13 protein-coding genes are annotated in these 22612 nt (G+C 73.2%); 8 read left to right on the top strand and 5 right to left on the bottom strand.

Annotated features, from left to right (window positions below; translation table 11 throughout):
• Positions 1–58: 58 nt before the first annotated feature.
• Positions 59–1024, bottom strand: coding sequence for a fibronectin type III domain-containing protein (locus AB0F82_RS21985; protein ID WP_362630281.1), 966 nt, complete (start codon positions 1022–1024; stop codon positions 59–61).
• A 574-nt stretch (positions 1025–1598) separates the two neighbouring features.
• On the opposite strand from AB0F82_RS21985, the gene AB0F82_RS21995 reads away from it, so the two are divergent.
• The 7 genes from AB0F82_RS21995 (at position 1599) to AB0F82_RS22025 (ending at position 12971) form a co-directional block, all read left to right on the top strand.
• Entirely contained in the window at positions 1599–1793 is a 195-nt protein-coding gene (locus tag AB0F82_RS21995) for a hypothetical protein (RefSeq protein WP_030820628.1), read from the top strand.
• Between the two features lie 132 nt (positions 1794–1925).
• Positions 1926–3491: a hypothetical protein gene (locus AB0F82_RS22000; RefSeq protein ID WP_362630283.1), complete on the top strand. Its 1566-nt coding sequence runs from the start codon at positions 1926–1928 to the stop codon at positions 3489–3491.
• A gap of 208 nt (positions 3492–3699) precedes the next feature.
• A complete protein-coding gene (locus AB0F82_RS22005; RefSeq protein ID WP_362630286.1) occupies positions 3700–4275 on the top strand; it encodes a streptavidin in 576 nt (191 codons plus the stop codon).
• 229 nt (positions 4276–4504) lie between these two features.
• The gene (locus tag AB0F82_RS22010; RefSeq protein ID WP_362630289.1) at positions 4505–5653 is read left to right on the top strand and encodes an MFS transporter; all 1149 of its coding nucleotides are present in this window, start codon (positions 4505–4507) and stop codon (positions 5651–5653) included.
• Between the two features lie 31 nt (positions 5654–5684).
• On the top strand, positions 5685–6527 hold the full coding sequence (locus AB0F82_RS22015; protein WP_362630292.1) for an SDR family NAD(P)-dependent oxidoreductase: 843 nt from the start codon (positions 5685–5687) through the stop codon (positions 6525–6527).
• Positions 6528–6552: 25 nt separating this feature from the next.
• Positions 6553–11265 (top strand): amino acid adenylation domain-containing protein, encoded by a 4713-nt coding sequence (locus AB0F82_RS22020; protein ID WP_362630295.1) that lies wholly within the window; start codon positions 6553–6555, stop codon positions 11263–11265.
• On the top strand, positions 11262–12971 hold the full coding sequence (locus AB0F82_RS22025; RefSeq protein ID WP_362630298.1) for an AMP-binding protein: 1710 nt from the start codon (positions 11262–11264) through the stop codon (positions 12969–12971). Before AB0F82_RS22020 ends, AB0F82_RS22025 begins: the two co-directional genes overlap by 4 nt.
• Positions 12972–13024: 53 nt before the next feature.
• On the opposite strand, the gene AB0F82_RS22030 is transcribed toward AB0F82_RS22025, so the two are convergent.
• Entirely contained in the window at positions 13025–14380 is a 1356-nt protein-coding gene (locus tag AB0F82_RS22030; protein ID WP_362630301.1) for a cytochrome P450, read from the bottom strand.
• A gap of 131 nt (positions 14381–14511) precedes the next feature.
• Here AB0F82_RS22030 and AB0F82_RS22035 point away from each other — a divergent pair, with 131 nt between their 5' ends.
• Positions 14512–15222, top strand: coding sequence for a 4'-phosphopantetheinyl transferase family protein (locus tag AB0F82_RS22035; protein WP_362630303.1), 711 nt, complete (start codon positions 14512–14514; stop codon positions 15220–15222).
• Here the strand turns inward: AB0F82_RS22035 and AB0F82_RS22040 are convergent.
• Genes AB0F82_RS22040 through AB0F82_RS22050 form a run of 3 tightly spaced genes read right to left on the bottom strand, consistent with a single transcriptional unit; the run spans position 15182 to position 22592 of the window.
• Complete coding sequence (locus AB0F82_RS22040) at positions 15182–16450, bottom strand: MFS transporter (RefSeq protein WP_356812334.1); 1269 nt, start codon at positions 16448–16450, stop codon at positions 15182–15184. The genes AB0F82_RS22035 and AB0F82_RS22040 overlap by 41 nt on opposite strands.
• Positions 16447–17199 carry a thioesterase II family protein gene (locus AB0F82_RS22045; protein WP_362630306.1) on the bottom strand — a complete coding sequence of 251 codons (753 nt, stop codon included), beginning with the start codon at positions 17197–17199 and terminating at the stop codon, positions 16447–16449. Before AB0F82_RS22045 ends, AB0F82_RS22040 begins: the two co-directional genes overlap by 4 nt.
• On the bottom strand, positions 17196–22592 hold the full coding sequence (locus tag AB0F82_RS22050) for a type I polyketide synthase (RefSeq protein ID WP_362630309.1): 5397 nt from the start codon (positions 22590–22592) through the stop codon (positions 17196–17198). The genes AB0F82_RS22045 and AB0F82_RS22050 overlap by 4 nt, the downstream gene beginning before the upstream one ends.
• Positions 22593–22612 lie beyond the last annotated feature (20 nt).

A 22612-nucleotide genomic window follows, 5' to 3' on the forward strand; every position in this document is an offset into this window, starting at 1 on the left:
ATTGTGCGTGATCTTCTTATCCCACCGTGCCGTTGGGGCGGGATCCGTGCCGCCCGGTTCACGCGACGAGGGTGATCCGCCGTTCCGCGGAGAAGGCCCCCCAGTTGCCGTCGGGGAGTCTGGCCCGCAGTTTCACGGCCCATTCGGTGCCGGTCGGTTCGGCCACGGTGAGGCGGTGTTCCACTCGCCCGGCGGGGAGGGCGCCGGCGCCGAACTGGATGACGGTGGTGGGCCGTCCGTTGACGTGCAGCTCGTACTCGGTGGTCGCGCGGCCGGTGTCCGGGGCGGTCCAGGTGAGGGTGACGGCGCCCGATGAGGCGGTCGCGGTGAGATCGGCGGGGGCGGTGGGCGGCCCGTCGCCGGAGGCGGGCGGTGTGCTCACGTCCACGGCCGGGCCGTCGGGGGAGGAGTTGTCCGCGCCGTCGCGGGCCCGGACCGTGAAGGTGTAGACGGTGTCCGGCTGGAGGCCGGTCAGCGTGGTCTCCTCGTCGCCGGGGCCGGCCGTGTGGATGCGCACGCCGCCCTGATAGACGTCGTACGCCGTGACGCCGGTGTCGTCCGTCGAGGGAGCCCACGACAGCCGGGCGGACCGGGGGCCGGTCGCGCCACCGGTGGTGGTGGCGGGGGCGGTGGGGGCCAGGCGGTCTTCGGCCTTGGCCGCCGGGGTGGTCACGAGCGCCGCGGGGCCGGCTGCGGAGAGGTTCCCGGCCGCGTCCTCGGCCCGCACCGTGAAGGAGTAGCCGGTCTGCGGGGCGAGGCCGGTGATGTCCACCATGGTCTTCTCGGCCGGGAGTTCCCGTACCGGCCGTCCGCCCTCGAAGACCTGGTAGCGCGTCACCCCTGCCCGGTCCGCCGCGGCGTCCCACATGACGTGGACGGAGGTGGCGCTGCCGGCCTGGGCGGTGAGCCCGGTGGGGGCGGGCGGCGGCACGGTGTCGGGCGCGGTGCACGCGGTGAGGCTCGAGAGGCCGGTGGGGCCGGTGAGGGCCAGGAAGAGGGCGAGCGTGGGGGCGCTGCGTCGCACGGGGTGGCCTTCCTCGGCTTCCGTAAAGGTCTAGACATATATGGCACGGAAGGCGGGAGGGCGACAAGACCTGTGCGCCGAGGACCGGCTACACGACCCGATTCGTCGACTTCTGGTCTATCCAGCTGGCGCGCACCGCCGTCGGCGCCGTCTTCCAGCAGCCGCGGCTCGCCGAGTTGGCGGAAACGGGTGGGCCTCGGGCGCGGACCTGCTCCCCAGCCGCCCCCGCGAGGTCGGCTACGGCCGGCTGCAACGTACCTGCCCGACGGGGGCCTTGGCGCTGCGGCCGCGCCGGCCGGTCTGCGACGAGACGACGGCGATGCCGGACGCCTCCACCACGGCGGCCCCGGTCGCGGTGGTGGAGGACCGTCGTGCCGAGACGGACGCCGGACTCCTCGCGGTGGGCCACGACCCGGTGCTGCTGTCGCGTTGGTGCGGGCGCACCACCCACTGGAACGAGAGAGCGTCAAGGACTGACGCCCGTCACGGACGGTCAACACCCGTACGGCGGACACGTCGTTCGCCCGGTAGCACCCGGCTCTGCGCCACCATGACGGTGACTCAGGAGGTCTCGATGGTGCTTTCCCTCTCCGTGGTCGTCCTGCTCCTCATCCTCGCCTGGATCTTCCTGCGCAGCGGCGGGCTGAAGTTCTCGCACGCCCTCGTCTGCGTCCTGCTCGGCTTCTACCTCGCGAGCAGCAGCATGGCCGCCACCATCCACGACGGCCTGACGGCCACCGCGAACGTGGTCTCCAGCCTCAATCCTTGATCGACTGTTGCGCCTTCGTGAAGCATCCGGCGCATCCATGGACTCCTCCGGCACTGCGCTCTAGCGTCTGGCGGCGGCGCGATGTCAGACGCAATGTCGACAGAGACCTGTGGTGACACGGAGGAAGTCCGGATGTTCCGAAGAGCGCTGAACTGCGCCGTACTGCCCGTCGTGGCCGCCTTCGCGGTGCTCCACGGCGGCGCCCCGGCCCAGGGCGATGAGATACCCAAGGCCCCCGGCCACCGGCTGATCACCCACTACGAGGGCGGCCCCGCGTCCGCCGCCCCGCTGCCGGGCGAGGCCCCGCCGCAACACCCGCACCTCGCGCCCAACGGCCGCAGCGGCATGCACTCGGACGCGGCGGGCAGCGCCACCTCCCCCTGGTCGGGGCCGCTCGGCAGGAACCCCCGGGTGACCAGCGAGAAGATCGCGGCCCTCGGCGGGGAATGCGCCACCGCCACCTTCGACTCGGGCGGCCGGCTGGTCACGGTGTGCGGCACATTCACCGGCTTCAAGGTCAAGCTCTTGGAGCCGCGTACGCTCGCCACACTCGCGGAGCACCAGCTCCCGCAGCGCTCCTCGACCGTCGAGGCGATCACCTCGCTCGACTTCGCGAAGATCTTCAAGGACACCTCCGGCGGCGCCTACTTCTACCTGGACGACCAGGACCGGGCGGTGCTCGCCGACTCCCGCCAGCACGTCCTGCGCCTGGCCCACTCCCAGAACCCGGACGGCAGCTGGAAGTTCACCGTCGACGACGACTGGGACCTAACCGGCCACGTCCCGCACGACTGCGTGACCTGGACCAACCTGCGGCCCAGCGGCACCTGCGACCCCGTCACCTCGGTGATGCCCGACTGGGACGGCCGGATCTGGTGGGTGACCCGCCAGGGCCGCGTCGGCACCGTGGACCCCGCGACCTCGCAGATCCGCTCCCTGCGGCTGGAGGGCGAGGAGATCCAGAACTCCTTCTCGGTCGCCGAGGACGGTGTCTCCATCGTCTCCGACCACGCCCTCTACAGCTTCCGGGCCGGAGCCGACGGCACCCCCGAGGTGCAGTGGCGCCAGACCTACGACCGCGGCACCGGTACCAAGCCCGGTTCGGTCAACCAGGGTTCGGGCACGACTCCGGACCTCTTCGGCGACGGCTACGTCGCCATCACCGACAACGCCGACGACCGGATGAACGTCCTCGTCCACCGGCGGGGCGCGGACGTCGCCGCGGACCGCAGGCTCGTCTGCAAGGTGCCCGTCTTCGGCTCCGGCGCGTCGACCACCGACAACTCGCTGATCACGTGGGGCAACAGCATCGTCGTCGAGAACAACTACGGATACGAGAACCCCACCAGCCTCCTGCTGGGCAAGTCCGTCGTGGGCGGGGTGGCCCGCATCGACGTCCGCGCCGACGGCAGCGGCTGCGACACGGTGTGGCAGAGCGCCGTCCGCGCGCCGTCGGTGGTCCCCAAGCTCTCCACCGCGAACGGGCTCCTCTACTTCTACGAGAAGGAGCCGAACGCCTGGGGGATCGACGGCTGGTACCTCACGGCCGTGGACTTCCGCACCGGGGAGCGGCGCTGGCGGCAGCTGACCGGCACCGGCCCGCTCTACGACAACAACTGGGCGCCCATCACGCTCGGCCCCGACGGCACCGCGTACGTCGGCGTCTTCAACGGCATCGTCGCGGTCCGCGACCGCTGACATCGGCGGACCGCCGGCCTCCGCAAGTCGCCGGAGGCCGGCGGGCGAACACATCACGCCGACTCTCCGCATGAACTCCGACAATTCGCGGGTGCGACCCCGGCTTACCGCCGGTCACGACACTACGCTCTTCCCCGAAAGCGCCCGTGGCCTTCCACCATCACGGGCGATCGGCGGGCCCTTCGGCCCTCACAGGGGGAATCATCTCGTGACGCGAGTACGCCAAGCCTTAGTCGCACTGTGCGCCCTGTCCCTGACCTTCGTCACCGTATCCGCGAGCGCTTCGGCGGACCCCCGGGGGGCCGTGGCCGCGGACGCCGCGGAGACCGGTTCCGTGGCCGAGTCCCGCCCCGGCATCCTGGGCACCTGGTACAACCAGCTCGGCTCGGTCATGGTCGTGACGCGCGCCGCGGACGGCGGGTTCGTCGGGACCTACGAGTCCGCGGTCGGCAACGCCGAGAAGCGCTACGTCATGACGGGCCGCTACGACAGCGCGCCCGCCGACGGCACCGGGACCGCGGTCGGATGGACCGTCGCCTACCGCAACGCCCACCGCAATGCACACTCCGTCGCCACCTGGAGCGGCCAGTACGTCGGGGGCAGCCAGGAGCGGATCGTCACCCAGTGGCTGCTGAGCTACGGCACGGCGCCGGCCGACCAGTGGAAGTCCACCTTCCTCGGCCACGACGAGTTCACCCGGGTCAAGCCCTCCGCCGCCGACATCGAGAAGGCGCGTCAGCTGGGCGTGACATCTGCGAATCCGCCGGCCTCCGGCGGGGAGTGATCCGGCCGCACCGGCCGAGCGTGCGATCCGTCCGCAGCGAGGAGGTTTCCCGCGGCGGGCGGGTCGCCCATGTCCGTGCCCGGTGATGTGATCATGGCGCAAAACCTCTGTTGGCCTGCAACTTCTGTTGTGGGAGTGTGGAACGGACTCCGGTTCGCGCGGCCTTCGAGACCCGTGCCATGATCACGTTCGGCACTGACCAGCCGGGGGGCAGGGGGTTCATTTCGTGTTGCGCAAGATCTCTACGCTCGCGCTCGGAGCGTTCGCAGTGGGGACGAGCGGCTACGTCGTCACCGGTGTGCTGCCGCAGCTGAGCGAGGAGCTGTCCGTCTCCCTGTCCACGGCCGGACTGCTGACCACGTCCTTCGCGGTGGCCTACGCCATCGGCTCCCCGCTGCTGGCCGTGGCCCTGGGCGGGTGGCGCCGCCGACCGCTGATCATCGCGGCGCTGCTGGTGGCCGCGGCGGGCAACGCGCTCGCCGCGCTGGCGCCGAACTTCGCCGTGCTGACGGCCGCCCGGATCGTCACGGCCGTGGGCGCCGCGGTGTTCACGCCGGCCGCCACCGCGGTCGCCGCCGAGCTGAGCGGCCCCGAGCGCCGGGCCCGCGCGGCGGCCTGGGTCTTCGGCGGGCTGGTGACCGCCACCATCGTCGGCGTGCCGGCCGGAACGCTGCTGGTCGGTCCGCTCGGACACCGGGGCGTCTTCTGGCTCGTCGCGGGATTCTGCGCGCTCTCCGCGGTGGCCGTCGCGGTGGCCGTGCCCGAGGTCGCGGCGCCCGCCAGGGTGACCCTGCGCCAAAGGGTCGCGGTCGCCTCGGACAGCCGGGTCGTCACCGTCCTCGGGATCACCCTCGCGGCCAGCCTCGGGGTGTTCACCGTGTACACGTACGCGGCTCCGGTGCTGGCCGAGACCGTCGGGGCGCACGGCACCGGACTGAGCCTGCTGCTCTTCGGGTACGGGCTCGGCGGCGCCGTCGGCAACGTGGTCGGCGGATTCGCCGCCGACCGCTACGGCTACCGGATGCCGCTGCTGGTGGCCGTCTCCGGCAGCGTCGTCGCGCTGTCCGCGCTGTCCGCGGTGCACAGCACGGCGATCGCGGCGGTGCTGCTGTTCGTGTGGGGGGTGTCGAGCTGGGGTTTCAACCCGCCGGTCCAGCGCCGGCTGCTCGAACTCTCCCCGGACGCCGGCGGCCTGCTGCTGGCGCTCAACGCCTCCGCCCTCTACCTGGGCATCGGCCTGTCAGGGGTCGTCGGGGGCGCGGTGCTCGACCACGCCGGCATCGCCGCCGTGGCGCTGACCGGGGCGCTGCTGTGCTGCGTCGCGGTGCTGATCCAGGTGCTCTCCGGCAGGCGCGCTGCCCTGCAGCCGACCCGCTGAAATCTGTCCCTCTCGGCAAAGGACGACGTCCGTGCGCGAATTGAACAATGTTGTGGGAATCGTCACAGGGGCGTCACGCGGTGTCGGCCCGTACATCGCCGCGGAATTGGCCGGGGCGGGTGTCCGGTTGGCACTCATCGCCCGGTCCGAGGAAGGACTCCGGGCCACCGCGGAAAAGATCGGCCGGCTCGGTCCCGAGCCGCTCGTGGTGCCCGCCGACGTTTCCGACGAAGGGGCGCAGAGGCGGATCGTGGAAACTGTCCGCCGTGAACTGGGGCCGGCCGGGATCCTGGTGAACAATGCCGGGATCGAGCACATCACCCGGTTCCAGGACGCCTCGGTCGAGACCATCCGGCAGGTCCTGCTGGTGAACCTGTTCGGCGCCGAGGCCATGACCCGGCTGGTGCTGCCGGACATGCTCGGGGCCGGGCGCGGGCACGTGGTCAACATCGGGTCCGTGGGCGGGCGTACGGCCTATCCGTACGCCACGATCAACTCCTCGGCCAAGCACGGTCTCGTCGGCTTCACCTGGTCCCTGCGCGAGGAACTGCGGGGGACCGGGGTGGGGGTGTCGGCGGTGTACCCGACGCTGATCGCCGACGTCGGCATCTCCGCCGGCTGGCAGGCGGGCCGGCGCCCGGCCCTGCTCGGCCGGGTCGGGCCCGACGAGGTCGCGCGCGCGGTCCTGAAGTGCATCAGGGAGGACAAGGTGGAGATCACCGTGGCTCCCGTCATGGAGAAGGTCGCGGACGTGGTCAGCGCCCTGTCCCCGCGGCTCACCGCCTGGATCGCCCGAAACGGTGGTATCTACAAGTACCTGCGCGGGGTCGCCGACGCGCAGACACGTTCGCAACAACACTCTGAACCAGCCTGACCCGCTGGTCGATACGGGGGAACCGATGTCCGAACTCTCCGCTGTGCCCGCTCCCGACCAGGACGAGGGCCTGACCCGGCTCCGCGACCTGCTGGCCGGGGTCAACAGTGACTACGACCGCCAGGTCGATCCGCAGGAGCCCTTGATCCTCGACTCGCTGGACGCCGTACGCTTCAAGTCCGCGATCGACACCGCCTGTACGACCGACCTCCCGCTGGAGATCTTCTTCGGCCACTGCACGCTCGAGACGCTCGCCTCGGCGCTGCTCAACCATGGTACGGACGCCGGGGCCGTCCCGCAGCTGGTTCCGGCACCCGGGCGCGAGCACGAGCCCTTCGAACTGACCGACGTCCAGCAGGCGTACTGGCTGGGCAGCCGGGGCTTCGACCTCGGCGGGCGCTCCGCCCACTTCTACGTCGAAGTGGACCTGTTCACCGCCGACCGCGACCGTGTCGAGGAGGCGTTCAACACCCTGATCGGCCGCCACGGCATGCTGCGTGCGACGCTGCTGCCCGACGGCCGTCAGCAGGTGGCGCGGGAGGTCCCCTACTACCGCTTCCGCCACGGCGACCTGAGCGGGCTCCCCGAGGCCGACGGACGATGTCGCCTGGAAGAGACCCGCGAGGAGATGGCCGCCCAGGTCTTCGACCCGCACACCTGGCCCCTGTACGACATACGCACCCACCAGCTGGACGCCGGCCGGCTCCGCCTCCACATCAGTGTCGACCTCCTCTTCATCGACGCGGGCAGCATCCAGGTCCTGCTGGCCGAGTGGATCCGCCTGATCCTCGACGCCGACTCTCTCGGCCCGGCCCCCGCGGTCGCCTTCCGCGACTACCTCGACGGCGTCGCCGCCCACCGCGCGCAGCCCGGCCACGAGCAGGCCCGCGCGTACTGGCTGGACCGCGTCGACACGCTGCCGCCGGCTCCCGAACTGCCCGTGCGGGCCGTCGCCCACGCCCAGGCGCCCGCCTTCGTACGCCGCGAGCGCCGGCTGCCCGGCCGGGTGTGGCGGCAGATCCGGGACCGCGCGAACGCCCTGGGCGTCACGCCCTCGGTGCTGCTGTGCGCCGCGTACGCACAGGTGCTGCGCACCTGGAGCCGCTCGTCCCGGTTCACCCTCAACCTGACCCTCGCCGACCGGCCCCGCTGGCACGTCGACATCGACCGGCTGATCGGCGACTTCACCAGCACGATCCTGCTGGAGTGCGACCTCGGCGGCGCACCGGACCTGGCCACCGCCGCGACCCGGATCCAGGGGCAGCTGCGCCGCGACCTCGCCCACGCCCGCTTCAGCGGTGTCGAGGTGCAGCGCGAGCTGGCCCGCCGCGGGGACGGCACCCAGGCGCGGATGCCCGTCGTCTTCACCAGCCTGCTGCGCGAGCAGGACAGCCTCGGCTCCCTCGAAGGCATGGTCTTCGAGACCGCGTACGCCGTCTCCCAGACCCCCCAGGTCTACCTGGACAACCAGGTCGTGGCCCGCGGCAGCGACCTGCTGATCAGCTGGGACGCCGTCGAGGAGGTCTTCCCCGAGGGCGTGCTCGACGACATGTTCGCCGCCTACGTCGACCTGGTCGGGCGCATCGCGGAGCAGGAGGATCCCGCACCGGTCGGCCTGCCGGAACGGCAGGCCGCCGTCCGCAGGTCCGTGAACGACACCACGGGCCCGCAGCCCGGCGAACTCCTGCACGCCGCGATCGGCCGGCAGGCCGCCGCACACCCCGACGCGCCGGCCGTGATCAGCGCCGACGCCACCCTCACCTTCGGTGAACTCGATCGCCGCGCCGACGGTATCGCCCGCCGGCTGCGCGAACTGGGCGCGGCGCCGAACACCCTGGTCGCCGTCCTCATGCACAAGGGATGGGAGCAGGTCCCCGCCGTACTGGGCGTGCTCCGCGCCGGCGCGGCCTACCTGCCCGTGGACGCGGGCCTGCCGCGCGAGCGCGTCGAGCAGTTGCTGGCGGCGGGCGGGGTGAGCGTCGCGGTCACCCAGCCCGGCGCCTACGTCCCGCAGGGCGTCACCGCCCTGACCGTGGAGCGGGAGCCGGGGCGGGACGCGGCGGACGGACCGGTCCCGCCTGCGGCCACCGGCCCCGACGACCTCGCCTACGTCATCTTCACCTCGGGCTCGACAGGCCGCCCCAAGGGCGTGATGATCAGCCACCGCGCCGCGGTGAACACGGTCGACGACATCAGCACCCGCTTCGCCGTGGGCCGCGAGGACCGGGTCCTCGGACTGTCCTCGCTGAGCTTCGACCTGTCGGTGTACGACGTCTTCGGCGTGCTCGGAGCGGGCGGGGCGCTGGTCCTGCCCGCGCCCGGCGAGTCCCGCGACCCCGGCCGCTGGGCGGCCCTCGCGGACGAGCACCGGGTGACGCTGTGGAACACCGTCCCGCCGCTGCTCGAACTGCTGGTGGAACACTGCGAGCAGCAGGGCGCGGCCTTCCCCCGATCGGTGCGGACGGCACTGCTCAGCGGTGACTGGATCCCGCTGAGCCTGCCCGGGCGGGTCCGGGCCGTCTCCTCCGGCGCACCCGAACTGATCAGCCTGGGCGGCGCGACCGAGGCGGCCATCTGGTCGATCTGGCACCCGATCGAGGGCATCGACCCCGAGTGGCGCAGCATCCCGTACGGCACCCCGCTGCGCAACCAGACCTTCCACGTCCTGGATTCCGACCTCACCGACAAGCCGGACCACGTCACCGGCGAACTCCACATCGGCGGCGTGGGCGTGGCCCGCGGCTACTGGGGCGACCCCGAGCGCACCGCCGCGCAGTTCATCGTCCACCCGGCCACCGGCGAACGCCTGTACCGGACCGGCGACCTCGGCCGCTACCTCCCCGACGGTACCCTCGAACTCCTCGGCCGTGACGACTTCCAGGTCAAGATCGGCGGTCACCGCATCGAGCTCGGCGAGATCGAGGCCGTACTCGGTGGACACCCCGGCGTCCGCACCGCGGTCGTGGTGGCCCAGGACGGCAAGCGGCTGCTCGCCTACGCCGTGCCCGAGACCGGGGCCGACTTCGCCGAGGGCGAGCTGCGCGAGCACCTCGCCGCCAAGCTGCCCTCGTACATGGTCCCCGCCGTCGTCATGACCCTGGACCGGCTGCCGACGGGCGCCAACGGAAAGCTCGACCGGCGGGCCCTGCCGGTGCCGGCGGCCGTCGCGCCGGGCGACGAGCCGCCCGCGACCCCCGTCGAGGAGGCGCTCGCCCGCGCCTGGGCGTCCGTGCTCCCCGTGGAGCGGATCGGCCGCCACGACAACTTCTACGCGCTCGGCGGGGACTCCCTCCTCGGCGTGCGCGCCGTCGCCAAGGCGGCCGAGCAGGGACTCCACCTCACGCTCGCCGACTTCTTCGCCCGTCCGACCATCGCCGAACAGGCCGGGTGCGCCACCGACCGGCCCGCGGCCGCGGCCGACCAGTCGGAGATCACCGGCCGCGCCGGCCTGTCGCCCAGCCAGCTCTGGTTCTTCGAACAGGACTTCGCCGCGGCCGACCACTGGAACGGCATGTGGCCCGTCTTCGAGCTCGACCGGCGGCTGGAGCCCGGTGCGCTGCTGCGGGCACTGGCCACCGTCCTCGCCCACCACGACGGACTGCGCGCCCGCTTCCGCATCGACGCCCGAGGCCCCTACGCCGAACTGCCCGCCATGCGGGCGCCGGACGCCTCCCGGGTCTCGGAGGTCGACCTCGGCCACGTCGCCGACGCCGACGTGGAGGCGGAGATCGCCCGGCACGTCGCGCTCCGCAACAGCGCCCTCGACCTGGCCGACGGCATGACCGTCCAGCTCACCCAGTTCGACCTGGGCCCGCGGCGCAGGCCCAGGCTGCTGGTCAGCGCCCACTGGCTGGTCATGGACTACTACTCCTCCCGCGTGTTCTACGAGGACCTGCGCACGGCCTACTTCGCCATCGAGCGGGGCGACCAACCGCACCTGCCTCCCAAGACCGCCTCGCTGCCGCAGGCCGCCGAGCAGCTCCACACGCACGCCGCGAGCGAGCAGGTCGAGGCGGAACTGCCGTACTGGAGCAGGCTCGCCGACCTCTCGCCGCTGCCGCTGCCCGTCGACCACCGCCTCGGCCCCAACACGCAGGCCTCCGCAGTCCGTCACTTCACCGAGGTGGCCGGCGACACCGCCGCCGCCGTGGTGACCGGGCTGCCGAGGCGGCTGGGGGTCGAGATCCGCGAGGTGCTGCTCACCGCGCTGGCCCGGGCCGTCACCGCATGGACCGGGCAGCCCGAACTGGTCGTCGAGATCGAGGGACACGGCCGGCAGAGCGCCTTCGGCCCGCTGGACATCTCCCGCACCGTCGCCCGCTTCTCCACGCTGTCCCCGCTGGTCCTGCGCCCCGGCGAGCTCGCCGACGTCCGCGACCAGATCCGGGAGATGCCCCACCAGGGCGTCGGGTACGGCCTCCTGCGCCATCTGCACCCCGACCCCGCCGTACGGGCCCGGATGGCCCGGATCCCCGTCCCGGAGATCGGCTTCAACTACTGGGGCGACGTCAGCGAGTACTTCACCGGTGACGCCCGTCCCGTCGTGGACTCCTTCGGCCACCACCGCAGCGGCCTCGGGCACCGCACCCGGACCCTCGACCTGATGGCGATGGCCTCGGACGGCACCCTGCGCCTGGTGTGGACCTACAGCACCAACCTGCACACGGAAGCGACGGTCCGGGACCTGGCCGACCGCTTCATCGACGAACTGCACACGCTGGCGCGGAGCGCCGGATGAACGGGGAAGAGAAGACCATGGACCACCCGCGTCCCGAGGACATGTTCGGCGCGGTGACCGTGCCCGAGGTGCTGGAGCTGGCCGCCGCCACCCCGCGCGGCATCACCGTCGTGAACCGGCAGCTCGACCAGACCCCGCTGCCCTACGCCCTGCTCGCCGCCGGGGCGCGCCGGGTGGCCGGCGGACTGGTCAGGGCGGGCGTGAACAAGGGCGACCGCGTCGCGATCGTCTCCTCGACCTCGCCCGGCTTCCTGCTCAGCCTGTTCGGTGCCTGGCGGGCGGGCGCCGTGCCCGTCATCCTGCCCCTGCCGCACCGGCTGTCGGACCTGCCGGAGTTCGTCGCCGAGGTCAACCGCCGGCTCGACCACGTCGACGCGCGCTGCGTGGTGGTGGCCGACGCCTTCGGCGACTTCGTGACCGGTCGGATCACGGGCGAGCGTCCCGTACTGACCTGCGGCGACCTGGCCGCGGAGCGCGAGGAGATCAGCGGGCCGGTCGAGACGCGGCCCGACGACCTCGCGTACCTGCAGTTCACCTCGGGAACCACCGGTCTGCCCCGCGCGGTCGCGCTCACCCACCGGCAGATGCTCACCAACGCCGCCGTGTGCTGCGAGCGGCTGGAGCTGGAGCGGGACCGCAGCGTGCACGTGAGCTGGCTGCCGCTCTACCACGACATGGGCCTGATCTCCGTCCTGTCCGGCATGGCCTACCGGATCAAGCTCGTCCTGCAGCCCCCGGAGGACTTCCTGGCCCGCCCCGACTCCTGGGTGGACGCGCTGTCCCGGTTCAAGGCCACCAGCACGGTCGCCCCCAACTTCGCCTACGGCCTCGCCGCCCAGAGCATGCGGCTGCGCCCGCGCGACCTCGACCTGTCACGGCTGGAGGTGTGCGGGGACGGCGCCGAACCGATCCGCGCCGGCACGCTGGAGCAGTTCGTCGAGGCCGGCGCGGTCTACGGGCTCACGCCCCGGGCCATGACCCCGATGTACGGGATGGCCGAGGCGACGCTGGCCGTGGCCATGGGGGAGGCGACCCGGCCGCTGGTCTGGGACCATGTCTCCCGCGACGGCCTGCAGGCGGGCGGGGTCGCCCGTCCGGTGCCCGCCGGCGCCCCGGACGCCCGCGCGCTGGCGGTCTGCGGGCCGCCGGTACCCGGCGTCCGCGTCGAGATCAGGGACGCGGACGGCAAGCCGCAGGGCGAGCGGCAGGTCGGCGAGATCTGCGTGCACAGCCCCTCGCTGATGCAGGGGTACTGGCAGGACCCGGAGGCGACCGCGGCCGTCCTGCGCGACGGCTGGCTGCATACCGGCGACCTCGGCTACCGCACCGAGGACGGCGGCGTCGTCGTCTGCGGCCGGATCAAGGACATGATCATCGTCTCCGGCCGCAACCTGTACCCCGAGGACTACGAGCACGTGGCCGCCAAGGTCGAGGGCGTACGTCCCGTGTGCGCCGCCTTCGCCGTGCCGGACACCGAGCGCATGATCGTGGCCTTCGAGTCCGCGAAGGGCGTGGAGAACCACGAGGAGGTGGCCGCGCAAGTGATGAAGCGGCTGCGCGAACACCTCGGCCACGCCCCCGACAAGGTCGTGGCCATGGACAAGGGCACGATCCCGCGCACCTCCTCCGGCAAGGTCCAGCGCGGCCTGTGCCGGGAGCGGTACCTCACCGGTCGCCTGGAGGTCCTGGCGGAAGTCGCCCGCTGACACCGGCCGTTGGCCGCCCCGGCGCGGGGCGGCCCCGGCGCGGGACAGCCGGCTCAGCGGCGGCGGCTCACCACCAGGCGCGCACCCCGGGCGGGGATCAGCGTCACGTGGTGGGCCTTCTGCTGCTCCGGAGCCGGCCGGTCGGGTCGGATCTCGTACCGCTGGAGTACTTCGCGCAGCGCCACGGTCGCCTCCAGCAGCGCGAAGCCGGCGCCGATGCAGCGGCGGGCGCCACCGCCGAACGGGATCCAGGTGTTGGCCGGCGGCTGGCCGTCGAGGAAGCGCTCCGGACGGAACTGGTCGGGCTGGTCGTGGTAGGCCGGGTCCGACTGCACCATGCCGATGGCGGGCATCACCGTCGCGCCCGCGGGCAGCCGGTAGCCGCCGACCGTGAGCGGCTGCGTGAGCTGCCGGGCCACCTCGTACACCACCGGCTTCAGGCGCAGCGCCTCCTTGGCGACGGCCGTGAGGTACGCGTCGTCGCCCTCGTCCGCGGCGCGCTGCGCCCGGCGCAGCTGTTCGGGCCGGCGGACCAGCTCGTGCAGGGCCCAGGCCAGGCCCGTGGCCGTGGTCTCGTGCCCGGCGAGGAGGAGGGTGATCAGCTGGTCGCGCAGTTCCGCGTCGCTGAACCCGCCGCCCTCCTCGTTCTCCGCGGCCTGCAGGAGGCGCGACAGCACGTCGGTCCTGCTGTGCAGGTCCGCGGCCCGGCGCCGGGCGGTGATCTCCGCGTACAGCAGCTTGTCCAGCCCGCGCTGGAGCCCGATGTGACGGCGCCACGGCCCGAAGCGCTGCAGGAGCGGATAGGGCAGCCCCAGCAGGGTGACCGGACCGATGTCCGCGATGCCGCGCACGAGCGGGCGCATCCGCTTCAGCCGCGCCTCGTCGGTCACCCCGAACACCACCTGGAGGATCACCTCCAGGGTCAGCGCCTGCATCCGCTCGTGGGAGCTGAACACCGTCCCCTCGGGCCAGCTCTCCACCTCCGCCCGCGTCAGCCCGCCGACCATCTCCTGGTAGCCGGCGAGCGCCGCGCCCGTGAAGGCGGGCATCAGCAGCCGGCGGGCCCTGCGGTGCTCGGCCTCGTCGGTGAGGAGCACCGAGTGCTCTCCCAGCGCCGGCCCCATGATCGCGTTGCCCTCGCCGGCGTGCAGGACCTCCACCGGACCACCGAAGACCGTCTTGATGTCCTCCTGCTTGGTGAGGATCACCAGATGGCGGGTCGGCGTCATGAGCCGGAGCGTGAAGACGTCCCCGTGCCGTCGCTTCAGCAACGGGAACAGCCGGTGCCGGTACTGGGCGAACAACAGGGTCTGGACCACCGCGGGCAGCCGCAGACCGGGCGGGCGTTTCGTCTGGCCGGTGACGGGCGCCGATATGGAGGTCGGCAGATCATCGATACCGCTGGTCATTGCGGAAATCCCCCTCGGTGAACGAACTTCTGGGTTTCGTTCGAATGCAATTGCCGGTCCCGACTCACGCTAGCAGCCGCAACGACCCGCAGAAATGGCGGAAGAACGGTTCCGGTCGCTAGGGTCCTGAAGTGCTCGAACTGATCCTTCCGGCCGCCGTGGCATGTGCCGAGAGCTATGCCGACGTACCCGAATCCACTCTTCTTCCCGAGGAATTGGAAGCACTCGGGGCGGCGCGCCACGAAGGGCGCCGACGGGAGTTCACGACGGTCCGGCACTGTGCCCGGCAGGCCCTCGCGGACATCGGCGTACCGCCCGTCGCGGTACTGCCCGGCGAGCGCGGCGCCCCGCTGTGGCCGCACGGAGTGGTCGGCAGCATGACGCACAGCGCCGGGTACCGGGCGGCGGCCGTCGCGCTCAGCGACCACGTGCGGGCCGTCGGGATCGACGCCGAACCCCACGCGGCGCTGCCCGGGCGGACGCTGGGGGCGATCACCCTCCCCGCGGAGCGCGAGCGGCTGGCCGCCCTCGCCTCCGACTTCCCCCAAGTGCACTGGGACCGGTTGCTGTTCTGTGCGAAGGAGGCCGTCTACAAGGCGTGGTTCCCGATGACGAGGCGCCGGCTCGGCTTCCGGGACGCCTCGGTCACCTTCGATCCTGCCGGCGGGACCTTCCTTGCCGAGATCGTGGGAGGGACGGGGGAGGAGCCGCCGCCCGCGCCCCTCGTCTACGAGGGGCGCTGGGCGGCCGCCCGGCGACTGATCCTGGCCGCGGTCGTCGTACCGGCCGGCCCCGCCGCCGTCAGGAATCGGCCGGATTGCGCCATCCCGCCGACGAGTTGAGCGGCGAGAGCAGCGCCCCGAGGCCGACGAGCAGGCGCAGCCCACCCGCGATCGCGATGATCAGGTACATGTTGTGCCACCGCTGCTCCAGCACACCGCCCAGCACCGAGGCGACCGGGATCGACATGAAGGCGATCATCCGGGTGGTCGCGACCACCCGGCCCAGCATCTGCGGGGGCACGGTGCGCTGGCGCAGGACGAACCAGCTCACCATGTTCACGGTCCCGATGCCGTAGATCAGCGCCCACAGCACGGAGATGCTCACGACGTCCCGCAGCGGGATCAGCAGGACGATGCCGGCGCCCGCCAGCACCGTGCCCGCGATGACGACCCGCCCGGGTGCGAAGCGGCGGCCCAGCCAGGGGCACACGGCGGCCCCCAGCACCGCGCCCGCGCCCTGCGCGGCGAAGACCACCCCGATCAGCGCCGGCGACATCGACTGGTAGTCGCTCAGGTAGTAGACGAGGTTGGCCTGCACGAGCCAGGTGCCCAGATTGGCCAGGGCGAACAGGACCGCCCCGCTGAGCAGGGGGCGGTTGTCCCGGGTGATGTGCACCAGGGAGTCCTTCACCTCCCGCAGCAGGTCCCGGCGTACCGGCTCCGTCCCCGCCGGCCGCGCGGCCGGCGGTTTCGACCTGGTCCTGATCGCGACCATGGCCAGGGCCGACACGGCGAACGTGCCCGCGTCGGCCCAGATCGCGCCCTCGTAGCCGACCGCCGCGATCAGCACGCCGGCCACGGCGGGACCGGCGAGGCTCATCACGTTGTCCCCCATCTGCATCCAGGCGTTGGCGCGTTCCAGGTCCTTGTCGCGGACCAGGTCGGGCACCATCCCCTGGAACGCCGGGTAGTACAGCGGTTCCACGCACGCGAGTAAGAACGCCGCCAGGTAGACCAGCAGCACCGACGAGGACCCCGACGTCACGACGAGCGCGAGGATCCCCGCGAGCACCGTCGCGGCCAGGTCGCCCACGACCAGGATCCGCCTGCGCTCGAACCGGTCGGCGATGACGCCGCCCGGCAGCGAGAGCAGCAGCAGCGGCGCGTACTCCAGGGCGTACACCACCGCCGTGTTCAGGGCCGAGCCGGTCAGCTCGAACACCATCAGCGGCAGCGCCAGGCGGTAGATCCAGTTGCCCAGCCCGGACACCACGAAGGCGAACAGCAGCAGCTCATACGGTGCGCCGAGCCGCCGTTTCGCGAGCGCGGCGCGTACGTCCGTACTCATCCGGCCACCGCGCGCACCAGGCCGAGCACGGCAGTCCGCCGCGGCCGGAGGTAGAAGTGGTCGCCGGGGAACATCCGCAGCCCGAACGGGCCGGACAGGTGCTCCCGCCACGCCTCCAGCTGTTCCAGCGGGATCGAGTCGTCGGTACCGCCGAGCACGGTCGCCGGCACCGGGACGGGAGCGGCCGCGGCCGGCCGGTAGGTCTCGATGACCTCGTAGTCCGCCCGGAAGTACGGCAGCACCATCCCGCGCAGTTCGCGATGTTCGCGCAGCTCCGCCGGGACTCCGCCGTGGCGGCTGTCCATCACGTCCAGGAACTCCTCCTCGGGCAGGTCGTGGATGCGGCCCCGGTACGTGACCAGGCCGGGGGCGGGCCGGGCGGAGAGGAAGAGGTGCAGCGGCGCGGGCCCGCCCGCCTCCGTCAGCACCCTGGCCAGCTCGAACGCGACCAGCGCGCCGAAGCTGTGCCCGAAGAACACCATGGGCAGGTCCGCCTCCAGCTGCCCGGCCAGTTCCTCCACGAGCGGGCGCATGCGGGTGTGCGGGCGCTCCTTGACCCGCGCCCCGCGGCCGGGGAGCTGTACGGCGCACACGTCGACGTCCTCGGGCAGGTAGCGGTGCCAGCGGGCGAACTCGGAGGCGGACCCGCCCGCGTGGTGGAAGCAGTACAGCCGCAGGCGCGCCCGTTCGCGGTGCTCCCCGCGGACGGACCAGCGCGGTTCTGTGTCGTCCCGTCCGGGCGCGCTCACCGGGTTCCCTCCGTCCGGCCGCGCAGCTGGGCGGCCAGGGCCGAGATGGTCGGGAACTCGAAGAGCATGCCGATGCTCAGCTCGACGCCCAGCCGGTCCCGGACCTCCGCGATCAGACCGACGGCGCTGAGCGAGTCCCCGCCGAGGTCGAAGAAGTCCGCGCCGTGGTCGATGGAGCTCATGCCGAGGGCCGCCCGCCAGGTCTCCTCCAGCATCTCGGCGATGTCCGGGGCACCGGCGCCGCTGCCGCTGCCGGCGGCCGGGACGGGGACCGGCCCGGGCGGCGCCGCCTGGGCAGGGACGGGAACGAGCGCCGGGGGTGCGGCCGGGGCCGGCACCGGGCTCGGCGCCGCGGTCGCCGCCGCCGGCGGAGCCAGCGGCGCACGCGGCGTCCCGGGCGGCACCGGCGCCCCGTCGCGGTAGGGACGTACGGTGACCTGGCGCGCCGGACGCCCGCTCAGCACGTCGAACAGCAGGGCCACGCCTTCCCCGGGCGGGATGCCGTCCGAGGACGGCATCCCTGCGGGCTCCGCCGGGGGACGCTGCCCGGACGGCGGACCGGCCCCGAAGGGATTGCCCTCCACCTTGCGCATCGTGAAGCCGCGCACGGAGACCGCCACCACCCCGTCCCGGTCCACCAGGTCGATGTCCGACACGAGCACTCCGCCGTCGCCGCCGCCGCGCACGTGCCGTACGTGGCTGGTGAACTCGGCGGGCAGGTCGCGGTACACCGTGACCGCGGAGTACAGCAGCGGCAGGTGGTGCGCGTCCTCGCGGCGCCGGGTGAGCGCCGTCGCGCTGTCGAGCAGCGCGGGGTGCAGCGGCCGGCCGTCCGTCTCGGCGCGGAAGCGCTCGTCGAGGGCGAGCGACCCCAGCTGCTCGTCCGCGGAGCGGCGCAGTCCGGTGACGTTGAGCCAGTGCGGCCCGAGTTCGGCCAGGTCCCCGGCCCCGGACGCGTCGACGGTCTCCGTCATGCGCGCGGCCACCGCCGCCAGGTCCACCTCGGGCGCGGACGGCTCGGCCGCGACGCCGATGCGGCCGTCGCAGTGCACGGTGGAGCCGGTCAGGACCGAGAAGGCCCAGGCATCGGCGCCACGCGGTTCGAGGACGACCCGGACCCGCTGCGACCCGTCGACGAACAGGGGCCGGCGGAACACCACTTCCCCCAAATCCACTGGTACGCCAGCGAGCCGCGGGCACACGTCCCGGGCCGCGCGGACCACCAGGTCGAGATGACCGGTGCCCGGCAGGACCGCCCGCCCGGCGAACCGGTGCTCGTCGAGCACCCAGTCCTTCTCCGTCAACTCCTCCTCGTACACCAGCGCTTCCGGAGCCCGGCGCCGCTCCGTCGTCCACGCGGAGAGCGGCTCACCGCTGCCCGGGTCCACCGTGGACCGGGCGGCCATCCCGACGCTCGCCCAGCTCGGCCAGTTCACACTGACGCAGCGGTGCCGGGAGACGGCGGCGTGGGCGTCGAGGAAGGCATTGGCCGCCGCGTAGTCGGCGCTGCCGACCAGCCCCGAGATCGAGGCGCGGCTGGAGAAGGACGTGAAGAAGTCCAGCCGGGGCCGCTCCGCGAACAGCCGCTCCAGCACGAGCGTGCCGAGCAGCTTGGGCCACAGCACCGCCCTGACCTGCTCGGGCGTACGGAAGGCGATCATGCCCTCGCCGGGCAGCCCGGCCGCGTGCAGGACCCCGTGGACCTGCCCGGCCGAACCCTCGACGCGCTCCACCAGGGCCCGCATGGACTGCTCGTCGGTGACGTCCCCGCGTTCGGCCAGCACCGTCGCGCCGAGCGCTTCGAGAGCGGCCACCTCCTCGGCCGCGGCGTCGGTGGGACCGGAGCGGCCGACCAGCACGAGGGTGGGCGCGAGACCGGTCTCGGCCAGCCCGCGGGCCACGGCCAGCCCGAGGCCGCCGAACCCGCCGGTGATCAGGTACGTCCCGCCCGGGCGGACCGGGGGCTCCGTGGCCGGCTCGTGCGGGACCGGTACCTCCACCGGCACCCAGCGGCGGTCGCCGCGCAGGGCGACCACCGCCGGCCACTGCGGCTCCTGCACCTGCTGGGTGATCAGATCGGCGTCCGTGCCCGGCGAGACGTCGAGCAGCATGCACTGCGCGCCGGGCACTTCGAGCGGTACGGTCCGGGCCAGCCCGGCGAGCGCCGCCTTGGCCGGATTGACGATCTCGCCGCCGGACACGTCGGCGGCATGCGCCGCGAGCAGCAGGAACCGGGCGGGCATCCTCAGCCGGGAGTGCCGGACCACGGTCTGGACGAGGGCGTACGCACTCTCCACGCCCGCGGCGGCCTGCTCCTCGACCGTGTCCGGCGTGGCCTGCGGCCAGGGCTGCGCCGCGAGGGCGTGCACGTAGACGGCGGGCTCCTCGCCCCGGGCCAGCAGGCCGTCCAGCACGGAACGCAGACTGTCGGGCCGGGCGGGCACCACGCGGTGCCCGGCCCGGCCCAGCACGGCCGTCACGTGGCGGGCGGCGTCCGGGTCCTGCGGCAGCAGCGCCAGCGCGACGCTGCTGCGGTGGCGGGGCGGCCGCGTCCCGGTGGGCAACTCCTCCCATCGCATCACCGACAGCGGAGAGGGCGCGGGTACGGCAGCGGCCTCCTGCACGGCCGCGGTCGGCGCGGCCGCGGCCGGCTGATCCTGCGTGTCCGCCGTCCTGGGCCGTTCCGGCTCGGTCACCGTGGTCCCGGTCGCCGTGGCCGACTCCTGCGGTGCCGTCGGCGCGGGCGGGCTGATCCAGTGCCGCTCACGCTGGTACGGATAGCCGGGCAGGGAGATCCGGCGGGCCGGACGGGCGGGGCCGACCGCCTCCCAGCGCAGGTCGTGCCCCTCGGTCCACAGCGCTCCGGCCGCCGCCAGGACGGCTTCCCGGTCGCTCCCGGCGGGGCCGAGGCCGGGTACGGCCAGGACGTCCGCGCCGTGCCGGCGCGCCAGTGTGGACAGGGCGCGTCCGGGGCCGGCCTCCAGCGTGGTGAGCCGCTGACCGTCCAGGAGCCGCGCCAGCGCCGGCCCGAACAGCACCGGGGTGGTCAACTGCCCGGCCCAGAAGGCGGGGTCCACCGCCTGCCCGTCGGTCATCGGCAGGCCTGTGGCGGCCGAGACCACCGGGATCCGCGGCGCGGACAGGGACACCCCGTCGAAGGCCTCCAGGAAGCGTTCGGCGGCCGGGGCCATGGCCGGGCTGTGGAAGGCGTGCGAGGTCGCGAGCAGCTTGCACTGCACGCCGTCCGCGACCAGCCGGGCCTCGACGGCGGCGATCGCCTCGGCGGGGCCCGCGAGGACGCTCTGGCGGGGGCCGTTCACCGCCGCCGACACCACCCCGTCGGCGGCGCCCAGGAGCTCCCGGGCCTCCCGTTCACCCAGGGACACCGCGAGCATCGAGCCGGCGGGCATGGCCTGCATGGCCTGCGCCCGCACGGTCACCAGCCGCAGCCCGTCCTCCAGGCCCGTCACCCCCGCCACCACGGCCGCGACCAGCTCGCCGACGCTGTGGCCCAGCAGTGCGACGGGGGACACGCCCCACGCCCGCCACATCGCGGCCAGCGAGACTCCCACCGACGCCAGCAACGGCTGCGCGTACTCGGTGCGCCCCAGCAGTTCGGCGGCGTGCGGCCCGCGCCACGCCGGTTCGAGGTCCAGGCCGAGCCCCGCCACCGTGTCCAGGCACTGGTGCATCGTCTCGGTGAACGTCGCGTCGTACCCCATCAGGCCGGCGGCCATCTCGGGCCGCTGGGAGCCCTGCCCGGGGAAGAGCAGCGCGACCGGGCGGGCGGCCGCCCCCTCCGCCGGGCGGATCACGCCGCGGCCCTCCGCGTCGGACAGCAGGTCCACCGCGTCCCGGGCCGACCCGGCGACGGCGGCCCGCCGCTCCCGGTGCGCGGTCCGGCCGCCGCGCAGGGTCGAGACGGTGTCCACGAAGGCGTCCTCGCCCCGCCAGGTGAGGTGCCGGGCGAGCCGCGCGCGGACCTCAGCCTCGGCCGGCTCCGTGCGCGCCGACCAGACGAGCAGCTCGGGCCCGTCGGCCGGAGTGCCCGGCCGGGCGGCCGGCCCCTGCTCCAACAGGACGTGCGCGTTGGTGCCGCCCACGCCGAACGAGCTTACGGCGGCGGTCCGCGGCCGCTCGCCCCCGCCCGGCCAGGCGTCGCGCTGGCCCACGACCCGGAACGGCGTGGCTCCCAGGTTCAACTTCGGATTGGGCTCGGTGAAGTGCACCGTGGGCACCAGCTCGCCGTGCTCCAGACACAGGACGGTCTTGATGAGCCCCGCGACGCCGGCGGCCGGACCGAGGTGGCCGATGTTCGACTTCACCGACCCCAGCGCCACGCTCGACGGGGTCAGCCCGCCGCCGTCGGCCAGGAACCGGTACGCCGAGGTGAGCGCCTCGATCTCGATCGAGTCACCGATGTCCGTACCGGTGCCGTGCGCCTCGACGTAGTCGATGTCCGCGGGCGCGAGCCCGGCCACGGTCATCGCCTCCACCACGGCCCGCATCTGCCCGTCCACGCCCGGCGCGCTGAAACTGACCCGGTCCGAACCGTCGTTGGTGACGGCCGAGCCGCGGATCACGGCCCGCACCGGGTCACCGTCCGCCAGCGCGTCGGCGAGCAGCTTCAGGACCACGACACCGCCGCCGTTGCCGAAGACCGTGCCGTTGGCCTTCGCGTCGAAGGGCCGGCACACGCCGTCCTGCGAGTAGATGCTGCCGGGCGCCCAGCGGTAGCCGTGCCCGTACGGCAGCTCGATCTCCGTACCGCCCGCGAGGGCGACGTCGCACTCGCCCGAACGCAACGCCTCGCACGCCAGGTGCACGGCCACCAGGGAGGTGGAGCAGGCGGTGGCCACCGACAGGGCGGGCCCGGTCAGGCCCAGCCGGTAGGAGGCGGTGCTGGCGACGTAGTCGTTGTTGTTGTAGATGTCCAGGGACAGGGCGCCGGCGCGGGCCGCGAGCTCCTTGTTCGCCCGGATGTTGAACTCGGCGTACCGGTTGGAGGCGGCGCCGCCGTACACGCCCACCGTGCCGGGCACGGCGAAGGCGTCGTAGCCCGCGTCCTCAAGGGCCGAGTGCGCCAGCTCCAGGAAGAGCCGCTGCTGCGGATCGCGCATGGAGGCCTCGCGCGGGGTCATCCCGAAGAACGCGGCGTCGAACCGGTCGGCGTCCTCCAGCAGCGGGATGCGGCGCACGTAGTGCGGGTCCCCCAGGTGCCGTTCCTCGACGCCGGCGGCCCGCAGCTCCTCGTCGCCGAGGGTGCTGAAGCAGTCCTCGCCCTCCGAGAGGGCCAGCCAGAAATCCTCCAGGTTCCGCGCCCCGGGGAACCTGCCGGCCATACCGACGATCGCGACGGGTGCTGCGGTCTGTTCGTCGGTCGTTGCGTCCATGTCCTGCTTCTCCGGCGGGT

The organism is Streptomyces virginiae, assembly GCF_040638905.1.
Lineage (GTDB): Bacteria > Actinomycetota > Actinomycetes > Streptomycetales > Streptomycetaceae > Streptomyces > Streptomyces virginiae_B.